This window comes from Aliikangiella coralliicola, assembly GCF_007004725.1.
Taxonomy (GTDB): domain Bacteria; phylum Pseudomonadota; class Gammaproteobacteria; order Enterobacterales; family Kangiellaceae; genus Aliikangiella; species Aliikangiella coralliicola.
The window spans coordinates 153,922-171,303 of sequence record NZ_ML660163.1 but is presented as its reverse complement, the minus strand read 5'-3'; the positions used below and the strand labels follow the sequence as shown (position 1 = coordinate 171,303).

Below are 17,382 nucleotides of genomic sequence, written 5' to 3'. Positions count from 1 at the left end.
CTCCTTTTGCTATATGAATTTTCTGAGGTAGTAAATAAGAAAAAATGTCGAATCACATTGATTTCTAAAGCGTTGTTGAGAGCCGCAATTGGATAAAAATTAAAAATGATTAAAAAAGAAGTGAGTTTGTATTTTTTGAATGAGAAAGAAGCTTTGCCGCGAGTCCATGTGTCTCTTGTGGATGATGAACTGGTTAAAGCTTTCTCATTTGAACCTTTAGAGAGTAGTTGTTATGGCGAGAGATTTATTCGATGGTTTGAAAAGAATGTTTCACCCGTTTTTAGTGAGTTCAATTTTGTTTTTTATGGAGAATGCCAAGAGTATTTCTTTCTCTATAAAACTTTATACCAAAGAGGCGCGAAAGTAAGCCTCGTTAAATAATATTAATAATAATGATGCACTGAAATTTTGTATCAGTGTATTTCGGGATAGTGCTCTATGAAATTAATCCTGCGACCTTTAGAAGGAGAAAAATGATGTTGTCTAGTTGTAAAGTAAGATCAGGTAAGCAAACTACTCGCCAGGTAAATCTATTTTCAGTACCTGGTATCGCGTTAGTTTTCTCTCTGATATTTGTTATGTCTGCCTGTGGAGGCGGTGGAGGTGGTTCTGCCGATGACTCTGACGGCGGATCTGATAATGGCGGCGGTTCTGCAAATACATTACCGGTGGCAAATGCTGGTGCGGATCAAAACATAAATTTGGGCGCTGTGGTTACATTAGACGGCAGTGGAAGCTCTGATCAAGATGGTGACGCTTTAACTTATCAGTGGTCAATCAATAGCGCTCCTAACAACAGCAGTGCAACGCTCAGTAACGATACCAATGTTTCGGCAACTTTTACACCTGATGTTGTTGGAACTTATGTTATCCAGTTGGTCGTGAACGATGGAACTGGCAACAGCACGCCAGACACTGTTTCTATCTTTGTGGATGCCACAGGTAATAATGCACCAGTTGCAAATGCAGGTAGTGATCAAACCGTTGTCATAGGAGATTTAGTTAGCCTGGATGGCTCTGGAAGTTCCGATGCAGATGGTGATAATTTAACTTATGCTTGGAGCTTTAACAGTGTGCCGCCTAACAGTAATGCCTCTTTAAGTGATGCGAGCTTAGAGTCTCCAACGTTTACTGCTGATGAAGTTGGTGATTATGTGTTGCAATTAGTCGTTAACGATGGTACTCAAGATAGTTCGCCAGATACGGTGATCATCGCTGCTAGTTCGTCACAGCAAAACACGCCGCCTGTTGCTCGCGCAGGTGATGATAAACTGACCTTCATTGGTAACGACTTATCACTTGATGGTAATGACAGCAGTGATGCTGATGGTGATACTTTGAGTTATAGTTGGACTTTAGATGAAAAGCCGGTTGATAGTAATGTTTCTCTGATTAATCCTGATTCTGCAATCCCAGTTTTGGTTCCCGATGCAGAAGGGAGCTATGTCGTTTCTCTGGTTGTCAATGATGGTACTGAAAATTCTAGTTCTGATAGTGTCATTATTAATGTTGCTAATTGGCAAATCAATACCTCAACCCGTTCTAACCATATTGAAGAAAATGGCGAAGGCGTGTTAGTTAATGTTCAATCGGTTTTGGCGACCAGACAAAATAATGAAGAATTTACTTCATTCACCGCGACTGGTATTCCGAACTATACCGTGACCATAACTCAGGATATGATCGACAAATTAGATAGTCGACCCAATGTAAATCGAGATTTTAAGTCGCCTACGCAAAGAACGACTGCACAAGTTGGCGATGTGATTGAATTTGGTCAGGACATTAATTACGACTCCGACCGCACCTGTGATTTGGGCTATTGGCCTCCTGGCCCCGAATGTCCAGTTCTCAAAAATAAAGATAATAAAATTCCATCGTCACCAAAACCGGCGACACAAACCTGCCAGGTTGGTTTAGGTACTGTGGGTGTCATGCTTAACGGAACTTCGGTTTTTAACTGGGGCGATGCCATGAGCTACAACGACGAAGGTGTTTGGAATAATCTTGCGCCGAAATTTGAAGTTTATGATGTGGATATTTGTTCAGGCCATGCCGAGGTTCAAGGCGAATATCATCACCACACTTTTTCCAGTTGCTTGCAAGATTTAATGGGAGATGATGGCTCTAATCACTCACCTATTTATGGTTTTGCAGCAGATGGTTATCCAATTCATGGACCTTATCAAATGCAAGGTGTTTTAGCTAAGACCGCTTGGGTTGAACGTGACTATGATGATCCGAATTCAGCCAGTGGTTGTGGGGTTGCCGGTGAACGTACTTGTCAGTTGGTTGATCAATACGACTTGTCAAAAGGGACGGTTAACGTAACTGCCGGTCCGACTACGAGCGAAGAGTTGGAATCTATTTCAAGAAATCCTATTGATGCAGGTGAAGGCGTTTATTTTGAAGATTATTATTATGATGCCAGCTTAACTGCACAAGGTAATGAGTATCTGGACCAGCATAATGGACATGAACACGATAATCTTGGCTATCATTATCATATTACTGTGGAAGATGTGAATGGAACACTAACACCAGTATTTCCTTATCAAGTCGGGCCGACTTTTTATGGTGAGTTACCAAGCGATGGTATCACTTCCTGCGAGTAGGTCAGCGAAATGTTGATAAATAAAATCGTTCTATTTATCGGTTTGTTCAGCTGGGCACTTAGTGCCCACTCTGCTGAACAATCGATGCCCATGAATCACCAAATGCCGATGAATCATAAAATGCCCATGAATCAAAATATGCCAATGGGACATAATATGGCTGGTATGGTACATGATCATCAACCTGTAGCAGTGCCAGATGGCGCTGCTGTTCCCCAATTAGAGATTCGACTATTCAGGGATGAAATGTCAGGATTTAATCTACATCTAAGACTTGCCAATTTTAATATCGCACCGCCCGAGTTTGAAAAAACACTTGGGCGAATATTGGAAGGTCATGCGCATCTCTACATTAATGGTAAAAAAGTTCAACGTGTTTATGGACGATATGTGCATTTACCGCATGAGATGTTTAAAGAGGGCATTAATATGGTGATGGTTTCATTAAACGCGCATAATCATAATGTTTGGACTTACAAGGAACAGCAGATTTTGGCTTCAATTGCCATTCAGCGCGATAGAGAAAAATTTCACTTGGCTGATTTTGCTTCTTCTCCAATCAAACAATAATTTCAATTGAGAGTAAATATTCGAAAAATACTTTAAATTGATACCCATTGTGCTAAATTTATTTCACAATAGTATCTGCTTTTTGGTTTTGTCCCATAAAAGTAGTTATACGATAAAATGACTCAACTATATGCCATGAGAATGCCGTTTAGGTAGACGCTTAAATTTGAATTCTATATTGTTAGAGTCATTTGTACACTGCTCAGGTCAATTCCTAATGCTTTAGATTCACATTTTTAACCTGTCCTCCATTAACTTCTTAAAGTACTAGTTCCACTATGACAGAAACGAATAAACAAGAATTAACCCCTGAACAACAAGAGCAAAATAAAAATCAGGAGTTAGCCAATCAGCAACAATTGGAAAACCTTGCCAGTGTCCATACCAATGGTTTTACTGAACTACTAAAATACTTCGGCATTAGTTTGGCAATTAGTACTTACCAAGCCGGCAAGCTGATTTTAGCGCGCGAAGAGGATGGTGTCACTAACACTCATTTTCGACAATTTAATAAACCGATGGGTATGGTTGCTTCGGCTGATCGCTTAACATTAGGAACAGCTGCGCAAATTTGGGATTTTAGAAACGTCCCAACAGCGGCGCATAGAATAAGCCCGGTTAAAAAACATGACGCTTGCTATTTAATGCGTGATGTTAAGACAACAGGTGATATCGATATTCACGAAATGGCATGGGTGGATGAAGAGTTATGGTTTATTAATACGCGTTTTTCCTGCTTGTGTACTTTTAAGCCTGGCTTTAGTTTTAATCCGCGTTGGCGACCACCCTTTATTACAGAATATGATATGCGTGATCGTTGTCACTTAAATGGTTTGGCAATACGCGATGGCAAGCCCCGTTATATTACCGCATTAGGTGAAACCGATACCGAAGGAGGCTGGCGCAAAAATAAAGCCGCTGGCGGTATTTTAATGGATATTGAAAGCAATGAATTTATTCTTCGAGGATTATCAATGCCTCACTCCCCACGCTGGCATAATAACAAGTTGTGGTTTTTGGAATCTGGTCGTGGCACATTAAATTATGTTGATCCAGTAACCGGAGAAAATATTGTTCACGCAGAGCTACCCGGTTTTACTCGTGGCTTGGATTTTATCGGTCAATACGCGGTGATTGGTTTATCACAAGTCCGTGAAACCGCAGTATTTGCCGGTTTACCATTAACCCAAACTCAACCGGTGCGCCATAGTGGTGTGTGGATTGTCGATTTAAAAGATGGTGAAATTAAAGCTTTTCTAAAGTTTGAAAAAGGAGTTCAAGAAATCTTCGCCGTATCAGTATTACCCTGGAAATTCCCAGATGTTATTAACGATGATTTAAACTTGCTCGGTAGCACTTATGTGTTAACGGATGAAGTACTTAATAATACCTGTCAACCAGACAAGAACTGGTCGACCGCTGAAATTCATTTTGAAGAAGGCAACCGGTTATTTAATGATGGAAAAGTTAAGGAGGCTATTGAGAAATATAAGCAATGTCTCGAAATGATGGATAACTATGTTCCCGCACGATACAACTATGGTGTTGCATTGGGTAATTTAGACCGTCATGAAGAAGCCATTATTGAGCTTGAAAAAGTGCTTAAAGAAGATATCGGTCACGCCGAAGCAATCAACAGTATTGGGTTTAGTCACAGCAAACTAGGTAATACAGAAAAGGCTAGAGAGTATTTTGAAAGAGCGATTCAAATTAGACCTAATTATGAGCAAGCAAAATCTAACTTGAAGGCTTTAAATGAAAAAGTGAATGAGTAAAAAGTTGCTCTACCATTTAAAGTGTAAATTAAAGTAAAAGCCGCTTTCAAAATTCATTGCTAAAAAATTAGCTCAAACTCAACCTGACAGATACCTGTATGAAAATGGGTAACTGTCAGATTTCATCGTAACTAATCCACTTAAGAAACTAGATTCTACTTAATCACTAACCGACGTCTTGCTGCGGCTAGTGCAGCTATCATTAACAACCACAAGTTAAGCGAACCTCCACCGGATGAAGATGCAAAGTCGTTATCATTGTTGATGACGGTGACTGAACTGATTGGTAGGCCATTGTAATCGGCATCATCACTGCTAGCGGTAATACTAATGCTATAGGCAATGTCACCATCGACAGGAATATCGTCAACACCTGTGACCATGACTGTTTGAGCCGTTGACCAATTATCAGGAGAAAAAGTTAAGCTCGTTGTACTCAGTGTACCTTCTGTCCGATCGTTATTGGTCAAAGTAATAATCACTTCATCGGTGGGGGCTGAACTAAGAACGATTTCAAAACTATCGCTAGTGGCATCTTCATTAGTCGATAGCAGCGTTTTGCTCACTTCGATCGTTTTATCAGAGCCATTGTTATTGTTACTACTTTCATTATCTAAATTGATCACGGTTACGTTCGATAGCAACTGTCCATCGAAATTAGTATCAAGACTACTCACGCCAAAACTGATGTTGTAAGCAATATCGCCATCATTCAGGTTATCATCAACACCGCTAACGGTAATGGTTTGCGCTGTCTGCCAATTATTGGCATCAAACGTCATACTAGAAACACTTAAAGCGCCTTCGCTTGGATCGTCATTGGTTAAAGTAATAGTGACCTCAGCAGTTGGTTCAGAATTCAACGTAACGGAAAATTGATCCTGGTTGCCGCCTTCTGAAGTAACGAGCGTGTTCTTGCTGATACGGATTTCTGAGTTTTCATTGTCAGTATTTAATACCGTGACTCCTGCAAGTGGTAGGTTATTAAATTGACTATCAATACTACTCACTGAAAAATTAATGCTATAAGCTTGGTCGCCGTCATTGATACTATCATCTACGCCAGTCACTGCCACGGTTTGCGCTGTTGACCAATTGCTTGAAGTAAAGGTTAAACTTGATGTGCTTAATATACCTTCAGTCGCGTCTGTATTGGTTAAGTTAATAGTCACATCGGCTGTTGGAGCAGAGCTTAGAACCATGGAAAAACTATCACTAGTTCCATCTTCCGAAGTTAATAAAGTATTTTTACTGACCTCAATACCGGAAGTTTCATTATCTAAATTTAGAACTTTTACATCGCTCACAGATAAACCATCAAACAGACTATCCATACTGCTAACAATCAACGCAATATTGTAAGCTTGATCACCATCATCGATATTATCGTCCACACCGGTCGCAGTGACAGTTTGTGGGGTTGACCAATTGCTTGAGGTAAAGGTTAAACTCGAAGTATTTAATGTGCCTTCAGTGTTATCGCCATTAGTTAATGTCACTGTGACATCATTGGTAGGCTCGGAATCGAGTACCACGGTAAAGCTATCACTGGTGCCGTCCTCAGAAGTCACTAAAGTGCTTTGACTTAATGTAATGCCTGATGATTCATTGTCGTTATTTAAAACAGTGACATCAGCGACTGATAAGCCGTTAAAGTTCACATCGCTGCTGCTGACACTAAAGCTAATGCTATAAGCTTGGTCGCCATCTTCGATCGCATCGTCTACACCGGTAGCCGTGACTGTTTGAGGGGTATTCCAATTGCTTGAGTTAAAAGTTAAGCTCGAAGTACTTAATGTCCCTTCAGTGTTATCGCCATTGGTTAAAGTGATCGTCACATCATTGGTTGGCTCAGAATCCAGCACAACCGTAAAACTATCACTGGTGCCATCTTCTGAAGTCACTAAAGTATTTTTACTCAAAGAAATCCCCGATGATTCATTATCGGTATTAAGAACTGTTACATCGGCAATTGATAGACCATTGAAATTATTATCACTACTACTGACACTAAAACTCACGCTATAAGCTTGGTCGCCATCTGTAATGGCGTCATCCACACCGGTCGCTGTGACCGTTTGAGCGGTACTCCAGTTGCTTGAATTAAAAGTTAAGCTTGAAGTGCTTAATGTACCTTCGGTGCTATCGCCATTAATTAAGGTAATTGTCACATCATTGGTAGGCTCAGAATTCAGTACTAGAGTAAAACTATCTGAAGTACCATCTTCTGAAGTGACTAGCGTGCTTTGACTTAAGGTAATGCCTGATGATTCGTTGTCGGTATTAAGAACTGTCACATCAGAAATTGATTGACCATTAAAGTTTGCATCACTGCTGCTCACACTAAAACTGATGTTATAAGCTTGGTCACCATCTGCAATCGCATCATCCACGCCGGTAGCTGTAACCGTTTGAGCCGTACTCCAATTGCTTGAATTAAAAGTAAGGATTGAAGTACTTAAGGTGCCTTCGGTGTTATCACCATTAGTTAAAGTAATCGTGACATCATTGGTGGGCTCAGAATTAAGCACAACCGTAAAGCTATCTGAAGTACCATCTTCTGAAGTGACTAGCGTGCTTTGACTTAATGTAATGCCTGATGATTCATTATCGGTATTAAGAACTGTTACATCAGAAATTGATTGACCATTAAAATTCGCATCACTACTGCTGACGCTAAAACTGATACTATAAGCCTGGTCACCATCTTCTATCGTATCGTCCACACCGGTCGCCGTGACCGTTTGAGCTGCATTCCAATTACTTGAATTAAAAGTTAAGCTCGAAGTACTTAACGTGCCTTCAGTGTTATCACCATTGGTTAATGTGATGGTCACATCACTCGTTGGCTCTGAATCCAGCACAACACTAAAGCTATCACTGGTACCATCTTCTGAAGTCACTAAGGTATTTTTATTCAAAGAAATCCCCGATGATTCATTATCGTTGTTTAATACGGTGACATCGGCAATTGAAAGGCCGTTGAAATTATTGTCGCTACTGCTAACGCTAAAACTGATGCTGTAAGCTTGATCACCATCTTCTATCGCATCGTCCACACCGGTCGCTGTAACTGTTTGAGCCGTACTCCAATTGCTTGAATTAAAAGTTAAGCTCGAAGTATTTAATGTGCCTTCAGTGTTATCGCCATTGGTTAATGTAATTGTCACATCATTGGTTGGCTGGGAATCCAACACAACGGTAAAACTATCACTGGTACCATCTTCTGAAGTGACAAGAGTGCTTTGACTTAATGTAATGCCTGATGATTCATTGTCGGTATTAAGAACTGTGACATCAGAAATTGATTGACCATTAAAATTCGCATCACTGCTGCTCACACTAAAACTCACGCTATACGCTTGATCTCCATCTGCAATGGCATCATCTACGCCGGTAGCTGTGACTGTTTGTGCGGTTGACCAATTACTTGAGGTGAAGGTTAAACTCGAAGCACTTAATGTCCCCTCAGTACTATCGCCATTCGTTAATGTGATAGTGACATCACTCGTTGGCTGGGAATCCAGCACAACCATAAAGCTATCACTGGTGCCGTCCTCTGAAGTTACTAAGGTACTTTTACTCAAAGAGATCCCTGATGATTCATTATCGTTGTTTAACACGGTGACATTGGCGATTGAAAAACCATTGTAGTTCGCATCACTACTGCTCACACCAAAACTCACGCTATACGCTTGATCACCATCGTCGATGGCATCATCGACACCGGTAGCTGTGACCGTTTGCGGGGTACTCCAGTTGCCTGAGTTAAAAGTTAAGCTTGAAGTATTTAAGGTGCCTTCACTACTATCGCCATTGGTTAATGTAATCGTCACATCATTGGTTGGTTCTGAATCAAGTACCATTGTAAAACTATCTGAGGTGCCATCTTCAGAGGTTAATAAAGTACTTTTATTGACACTAATGCCAACAGTTTCCCCTTCATCCTCATTAGTCGCCGAAACATCAGGGCCTGAAAGTCCAGAATAATTGCTATCAGCGCTACTTGCATCCAGATTAATTAAATAAGTGATATCGCCATCAACAATGTCATCATCAACCCCTGTCACTGTGACTGTTTGCGGAATAGACCAATTGCCTGAGTCAAAAGTTAAGCTCGAAGTACTTAAACTACCTTCAGTGCTATCGCCATTGGTTAATGTAATCGTCACATCATTGGTCGGCTCGGAATCAAGCACAACAGTGAAACTATCACTGGTGCCATCTTCAGCGGTTAATAAAGTACCTTTATTAACACTAATGCCAACGGTTTCCCCTTCATCCATATTAGTCACTGAAACGTCAGGGCCTGAAAGGCCAGAATAATCACCATCAGCGCTACTTGCATCCAGATTAATTAAATAGGTGATATCGCCATCAACAACATCATCATCAACTCCCGTCACTGTGACTGTTTGTGGCATATTCCAATCGCTGGTTGTAAAAGTCAGTGAACTAACATCAAGCAGCCCTTCCGTGGTGTCATTATTCGTCAGTGTAATATCGACATTACTGGTAGGTGCCCTATTTAAAACCACCGTAAATGAGCTATCAGTACCACTCTCACCGGTACTCAAATTACTGCTACTGACAGCAATTAAATCATTCTCTTCAATGGTCACTGTGGCGGCTGATGTTTCATCGATATCTAAGCTATGTGTACCGCTTGAGCTATAGGCGGGATTCGATAAGGTGACAGAAAAATCTTCATCCCCTTCAAAAATACTATCTTCAGCGATATTCAAAGTAATGGATTGTGAAGTCACACCGGCGGCAAAAGATAAGGTGTTAGTCACCGCCGTATAATCATCACCTGAAGTGGCTGTATTATCGCTAGTCGCATAGTCGACGGTAGTGGCATCATTGCTACCAGTAAAATTAACCGTCAAGGTTATCGTACCATCGCCTTCATTGACGCTGTAATTCTCATTATCCCATGAAAAACGTGGGCGATATTCAACCGCACCGATATCACAGTTGCCATCGTCACGAGCTAAACCGCGTTGATCGGTATCAGTGGCTAAGCCGATACCACAATTAGTGTTATCTCCAGCATCGATCACGCTGCTTGTGTAAGCGGGGGCGAGTGTATAGGTATCTCCGCCGTTATCAGCCAACGCTCCTAAATTGGGATCGCCACTTAAAGCGGGGGTACCACAATAATAACTCGTAGCATAGGTTCCATCTCCTGTGCCACCGTCTTCTATTAAATTATTCACTTGGGTTATTGGGGTACTACCTTCCCTAGTACAATCCAGTGAATTTCCTGCTATAACCGTATTGGATATTGTCGCGTTACTTGGTTGATATACGTGCAAGCCTTGAGCAAAAGGGGCATTTCCACCTACGGCACCACTGTAGGCTGTTGTGCTAGCAGCACTATTGCCTGAAATAGTGCTATTGGTAACTGTTACATTATTAGCGCCGAGGTATGCCCCGCCGACTGTGTCGGATGAGTAATTATTAGTTATTGTTGAGTTATTAATGGTTATGTGATTACCGTTAGCACTATGGAAAACATGGATTCCTGCTCCCCGTGTACCTCGATTACCAGAAATCGTACTGTTATTAACGGTTAAATCACCTCTACTTACTCGAATACCTGCTCCGGAACCACCATTGATAAAACTACCTGAACTCGTATTCTCACTGATGGTTGAATTGTCGATTGTAACGTTTGTGATAGCACCAAAAACACCGCAGCCCCTTCCTCCACAATTATTAGCAGTAATCACCGAATTGCTCAATGTCAAAGTGCTAAGTGAATTCGCGTCTATATAAACAGCTGAACCACTCCCGCTGTTTCTTGTATTAGTAATCGTCAATCCGTTTAGATCAATGGTTTTACCACTAACGTTTCTGGAAGAAATTGCGGTATAGCTATCGTCGCCATCGATTGTGATATCAGGGGTATTATCACCATCAATATCCCCGTCGATAGCGGTATTTTCTGTGATTCTTGTTAAATTAGAGGCTAAAGTGACAGTACTTCCACTTAAGCTGTTGTCAAACACAATGGTATCGTCGCCACTGCCAGCAGCACAGTCATCTTCCGCACTGTTATCATCATTGTTGGCTGAAATGATGGCTTCGCGTAGCGTACAAACCGCATCATCAACAGTGGTATCATCAGTACTGGTTACCGTAATGGTTGCGGCCTCTGTTGAACCAACCAATAGCGCTTGGCTAACCGCTAAAGCTAAAAGACTTTTCTTGAGTGTTATTGGGGATGACATATTAATTCCTACATCGTTTCTTTTGAATAGCAAATCGTCTATAAGCGATTGCTTTTTAATTAGTTCGTTTTGCTCATTTATTGCGATTTATGTGCCAATCTTGAATTTTCTTTAATAAACAAAGAGTTAGCTAAAAAACTTAACTGATGGCACTGATATGCGTACTTTTTATAAGAGAAATGCTGATCTATAAGCACTAAATGCTTAAACCTAAAAACCTCAGTTGAGCGACTGCTAACGGTATTAACAAGTAACAGAGTGGGGCTAAATGAAGGGAGAAAGTGAAGGGAGGAGAGGATAGCATGTTACTAATACCAAACATGCCCTTTCTTACAAAATTGATTAATCTATACCCTGCGTTGGTAGGAGCCACAAACCGTGATTGAATATGAGCTAAAATGGGCAGCATTAAATCCGCTGCCCTTTTAGTTTTGATAGATTTATTAACAGAATACCGATTATTAACAGAGCACTCTTTATACTTAAATGTCTTTACCTTCGACGAAAAAATAAAAGACCTGCTAATAACATCCATGCACCGAAGCTACCGCCGCCGCCGTCGCTTTCATCAGGTTGAGTTTGCGTCTCTGCATCAATGGTAATTGTTTTAGTCGTTGTTGCACTGCCGTCGAGCTCATCATTAACCGTTAAAGTGACAGTGTAAGTACCATCGTCGGCAAAAGTATGCGATGGGTTTGATTGTGTGGAAGTGTTACCGTCACCAAAGTCCCAAGAGTAACTTCTAGGATTAGCACTGACAGCTTGCTCACTAAAGTTTACCGTTTTACTCGATACGGAATAATCAAAGTCTGCGAGAACCTCGCCTCTCAAAACAGCATTACCTTTGCGATAGATTGACTCTAACTGTTCACTTTTTACTACAGTAAATAAGTCTGAAGTCGTTACTTCTTGAATGAGCGTAGTAGAGCTGTCTAAATTCTCATAACTATTGAGTGCCTGACTTAGCTCTGTACTGTTAAATGTCACGCTACTTCCCTCTAACCAGGATTTAAATAAAAGCACCGTACCGGTAGAAGCATCGACTAATCGCCAGCTATATTTTAAATTGTGACCTTCTGGATCGACTGCTGGAGACCATGAGAATTCTGTTGTTTGCGAACTTTTATGATTGAAGCTTGCGGTTTGTAAAACCGGTGCCGATGGCGCTTGATCCGCTTGCACACCAAAGTATGTTTCAAGAATGGCAGCACCAGCGTCTCTAATTTGTTGTCCGTACGAATGATCAAAATCTTCGAGTAACTGATCATAAATTTGGAACTTCAATTGGTTTTCACCCAATGCGGTTTTTTCTTCATGGAACAAAGTTAAATCTTCATTGGTTCGAGGGGCTTGATCCAAGTAGCTTGTCACTCGCTCGAGTGCACCGTCACAAGCTGGATAGGCAGATAGTTGATTAGCCGTGTCAGTTGATGGATGGATACCCCAAAAGTGAAACAAACTCGCCAAATTACATTGAAGCGCATCAGAGCCGGTTAATAAAAATTCGTCATGCGAAACGCCATATTGGGTATCCGCTGGTGTTCCGCTAAGTGTATCTTGTACGTAGAACTTTTCATAAATAGTACCAATGGCTTCCCATCCACCAAAAATATCAGCGAGATCGACAAACTTAGCGTGACCTCTTGCTTGGTATGAAGTTTCAATGGGTTCAAAGTCTGTTGTAGGGTCCATGCCGATAGGGTTTCCGTTCCTAAAGTTATGCGTCACCATCCAATCGATTGCGGCATCAGCACGACTAAATTTTTGATAACCTGATACTGCTAGAGCTTCGTCATAATCGAGTCCAAATAGCTCATTAAAAACGGCTGCCCCAGGCACGTTAACAAAGGATTCTTGTTCGCCGACATTGATAAATCGACCATAGTGGTGGTGACCCAATTCGTGCAACATAATCGCGAACTCTTCACCGCCGGCCCAATCACCACTGTTTAGCACGCCAAACGGTGAGTAATTCCCATCGGTGATCCCATTTGAACCTTCTGCCCAAAAACCGGGTGTAACTGGATAGCCTCCCGGGTAAGAACCAACCACAGCGGAAGCGGAATCTAACATATAGCCTTCAGCTCTGACTCTTTCGAGAGGGCGACCATGGAGAACTTGAAAAATATCCATAATCTGATCCCATTTTTCCAATAACACGTCAGGCTGATCAAAATTTTGAATGTCTGAAGTCGGTACTGTAATTACAAATTTATCAGATTCAAATTCTGCAAAAAGCCCAGGATATTGTTTAATTGTATTCCATTCTACCAGCGAGGTTTCACGACCCGTTTTGGTTGAAAAGTACGGTGCCCTTACGGCGTTGTTAATACCAATATCTATCCATCCTAAATCTGTGCCCTGAGGAACAAGAACATAGATGCCGCCGCCAAACGGATTAATAACGTCAAATTCAGCCGCTTCAATTCGGTAGTCGACGCTTATAAGCGGAAAGCGATTGGTCGAGGATATGAGTGTGTGGTTTTCATGTTGTCCACCAACACGAATATGTAAGCCAGAATCGACCAGCGCGGGATCAACTGTAATGGTGACAGTTTCTCCAGCAGGCGCATAAAAACCGGTAGGGCGATACACATATGACGTGAGTTCGCTGTTCGGGTTTAGTTGCATACCACCCATTAAATAACCAGGGTCGAGCACATATTGCGCTAAAACTTCTGCAGAACCATTTTCAATTCGTGCGGCGTTGTTTGGTAACTGACCGGGAAAGTAAGAGTGCTCTGTGAATGTGATATTTTCCGCCGCAGAAGCATTTGCGGGAGTTAAACCACTCTTCATCATCCACACGCCTAAATCTACGTAGGCTTTTGAAATCGCTGTGAAATCATCATATCGACTATAATCTGTATTGTCCCGATTGATGATTACATAAAGAGAACCATTTGATTGCGCGTGAGCATCGATAAAAGCTTTTGCTTCTGAGCTAAAATCGGCAAAATTAGTCCCTTCCAGATTTGCTCGAATGCTGACTAATAGTTGCTCTTGATCGGCTTCTGAAAGAGTGGCTGTGCCTTGAAGATGTTCTGTTAAACTAACCAGTGCTGCACGAACTATATTAGCGTCCCCTGGAGGTTTGGGAGATTGGATGATAAGGTTATCGACCACAAAATCTGCAACTGTCACTGTCGTGTTTACCCCACCATCAATTTCAGACTCGTAGTGCCAGGGCGGTGTTTCTCCGTCCGGTGAATAGTGAGCACCAACCCGAATTTTTCTTGTTGCTAACCAGTCAATGAAAAGAGAAGGGTCAATGGTGTTACCATTGATATTAGCTGTCAGGGATTGCTGATATATTCTGCCGTTCATGCCAAAAGAAACCACTTCTTCAGCAAAATCTACGTCAACTGAAACAGTATGCCATTCATCCATTGGAATATCATAAAAGCGAGCGGCAATTTCAGTGTCGCCAACCCCAATATTAAAATCGACGAAAAGCATACCTTCAGCTTGCCACTCGATTTTCTCGTTGTATGCGGTGACTTTGAATCCGGGTTCTGAATAATCCCAAGTCTTATTACTCACTATCACTCTGGCACTTTCGTCAATGCCGGTGTTCGGGATCATAAAATCAACACTAATATAAAAAGATTGGTCTCTGTCGATGTCTTGACTTAGTTGTAGCGGCAGATCTATCCAACGCTTTCCAGGCATGTTGAGCCCCATGCCATTTTCAGATTGCAGGTAGCTTTCGTCGCCATGGAGAGTTAATGCATATTGGCTAGATTCGTCAGATAAATCATTTTCAAAACGATAATTAGAGTCGATGGTAGCTAAAGTCTTAGATGCAACCTGTGGATGAGCAACCACTTTATTGTTTTTCTTAATCACACCATCTTGCGCTTGGTTATATTTAGTTGCCGGTCCGTGTGCAACAGCTGCATAGGGTATCAATGCAAAAAAGGAAATTAAAGGTAATAGCGATTTTCTTAAACCTAGGTTTTGAAAGAAATTTTCGATTGAATGTTTCATGGATTCACCTGACTACAAAAATGTTTTTACGATCTGTATTAATGGAAGAAATTCCGGAATTACTATCACCGCCATCGATTTTGATGGCAGAATAGTCATCTTCTGAATAACAAATCGTCTATAAGCAATTGCTTTTCACTAGGTCAAATAAAGCGATTTATGTGCCAATTATGATTATTATTTAATAAACAGAGGGTTAGGGGAAAAATATAAGATATAGAACTCATATTTCTATTTTCTATAAGAAAAATGCTGATCTATAAGCACTAAACGCTTAGAGCTATAGTGGAGTCGGTTGTACTAGACACCGATATAGTTGGTTTACTATTTAATGAATTGATTAACTCCAACGGATTAACGATGTCGATAGGTTTTCTTTAATGCCGGTATTGTTATGAGAAATTGTTGGACGGCTAAAAAATTCGGCCGTTACTATCTTTATAAGGGCTAAATACCAAAATTAACTCATTCAAGTAAGAAGTAAGTGATCGACTATCAAATGAGAGTCGATTCAGTTCTCAACGATTGTTTCTGTAAGACATTGTTTTAAGTTGAATATCTAATTAAAATCCCATGTGTTTTCGCAATGCACTTGTATAAAACTCTTAATCTTTGAGTGATTTAGTACGACTCGCGAATGATGAGTTTGAACTAAAGGGTCTGGAGCATTCAATAGGATAATTTAGATGGCCATATTATGCTTTCAATTGTTGGCCACATTATGGTTTCAAGAACAAAATACTACGTCGGATCCGACTCATAATCGGTTGGCCCACCCGGGGTCGCGCACGACTTCAAGTCTGTGAGGGCCCACTATTTTTGCGGCAAACCCAAAGTTTTCTTTTCTTTCTAAGCATCGTTATAGTGTATCACTACGTTTATGGTTTATATGAAACTATAGTTGCGACATTTACTCTGCAGGTTGAACTACTTAGGAGCTTAACTGGTTTCGTGTTTTTCCAACCACTCCGCGAGCTCTTTAAACCGATACTTCTCAACATATGGGCGTGTTTTATTAAGAAATGGGGCAAGCTCCCGTTGCAGCTCAAGTTCTTTTAGAATTGAGCGGATACCTAGAATGTTGTGACGCTTAGTCTGCTCAATTAAAGCATCAAGTTGATGTTTTTGAGGGAGAATAATTGGCTCATTTTGTTGAGCTGTCGTAGCTGAGATTGACACATCATCAGAATTAATATTTTCTTTTCCGATTACGGGTATATTTAACTCAAACCAAAATTTGCTACCTTTTTTAGGTTCGCTTTTTAGTTGTAGTTTTGAACCCATCAGTTTTACGAGTCTTTGACTAATTGTAAGGCCCAGACATGTACCTTCCGCGCGCGTTATTGCATTGTCAAGTTGCTGAAAGGGTATGAAAATAGATTGCAGTTGTGATTTTTCAATACCGATTCCGGTATCTTCTATTTCAAATTTGAGGCGGCAAATATCTGACTTAATGGATTTTAGCCTAACCGAAAATGATACATGTCCTGAACTGGTAAATTTAACCGCATTGCTCAGAAGATTTAACAAAACCTAGCGTAACCTTTTATCATCTATTTTCACTATTGAAGGCAAATCTTTATCAAAATTATATGCGAAAGGCAGGTTTTTAATCTGAGTACTTATTTGTGTCATTTCGATCATGGTTTTTAAAAAGCTATGTAAATCAACTTCTACAGGATGAAGTGTCAGGTTTTCTTCATTGGCTCGTGAAAACTCAAGGATGTCGTTGATCATTAGTAGCAGGTGATCGGCACTTCTATCGATCGCCTTGATGCCCTGGCCATAATTATTCATCATTTCCAGATCTCGTTTGTATAACTGAGTGTATCCGAGAATCGCATTCAAGGGAGTGCGAAGTTCGTGCGTTACATTAGCCATAAAACGGCTTTTCGCCTGGTCGGATGCTTCCAGAATTTGCTTGGCAATGTGCAAACGATGATACATTATCACTAACCACACTGTTGCAATTAATCCAAAAACTAATCCAGACTCGGCAAAGAGCTTAGATTTCATTGGATTCAGTTAGGGAACTTTTAAGGACTGAAGCTCGAGAAAGATGTGGACCTGATAGTGAAAGAATACCCCAATTCTGGGCGTAGATGTTAAGTCAGTGTGCCCACGGAGTGCTGTGAGTATTCTTGCATCAACCCGACCTGGAGGATTGATAGAATTGAAATAGCTGTCCAATAGAAC

Annotated in this window: 8 protein-coding genes; 4 read left to right on the top strand and 4 right to left on the bottom strand. The window is 41.0% G+C overall.

What is annotated here, in order from left to right; genetic code table 11:
* Positions 1–105 precede the first annotated feature (105 nt).
* From FLL46_RS09675 to FLL46_RS09660, 4 genes are all read left to right on the top strand, one after another.
* Entirely contained in the window at positions 106–381 is a 276-nt protein-coding gene (locus FLL46_RS09675; RefSeq protein ID WP_142893309.1) for a hypothetical protein, read from the top strand.
* 92 nt (positions 382–473) lie between these two features.
* Complete coding sequence (locus FLL46_RS09670; RefSeq protein ID WP_142893308.1) at positions 474–2,615, top strand: PKD domain-containing protein; 2,142 nt, start codon at positions 474–476, stop codon at positions 2,613–2,615.
* Positions 2,616–2,624: 9 nt separating this feature from the next.
* Positions 2,625–3,185, top strand: coding sequence for a hypothetical protein (locus FLL46_RS09665; protein ID WP_142893307.1), 561 nt, complete (start codon positions 2,625–2,627; stop codon positions 3,183–3,185).
* A 278-nt stretch (positions 3,186–3,463) separates the two neighbouring features.
* Entirely contained in the window at positions 3,464–4,960 is a 1,497-nt protein-coding gene (locus FLL46_RS09660; protein ID WP_142893306.1) for a TIGR03032 family protein, read from the top strand.
* Positions 4,961–5,115: 155 nt separating this feature from the next.
* Here the strand turns inward: FLL46_RS09660 and FLL46_RS09655 are convergent, their stop codons facing one another.
* From FLL46_RS09655 to FLL46_RS09640, 4 genes are all read right to left on the bottom strand, one after another.
* Entirely contained in the window at positions 5,116–11,196 is a 6,081-nt protein-coding gene (locus FLL46_RS09655; RefSeq protein ID WP_142893305.1) for a beta strand repeat-containing protein, read from the bottom strand.
* 492 nt (positions 11,197–11,688) lie between these two features.
* Entirely contained in the window at positions 11,689–15,186 is a 3,498-nt protein-coding gene (locus tag FLL46_RS09650; RefSeq protein WP_142893304.1) for a PKD domain-containing protein, read from the bottom strand.
* Positions 15,187–16,125: 939 nt separating this feature from the next.
* Complete coding sequence (locus tag FLL46_RS09645) at positions 16,126–16,716, bottom strand: ATP-binding protein (RefSeq protein WP_142893303.1); 591 nt, start codon at positions 16,714–16,716, stop codon at positions 16,126–16,128.
* 3 nt (positions 16,717–16,719) lie between these two features.
* Positions 16,720–17,202, bottom strand: coding sequence for a sensor histidine kinase (locus tag FLL46_RS09640; RefSeq protein WP_142893302.1), 483 nt, complete (start codon positions 17,200–17,202; stop codon positions 16,720–16,722).
* Between the last annotated feature and the right edge of the window lie 180 nt (positions 17,203–17,382).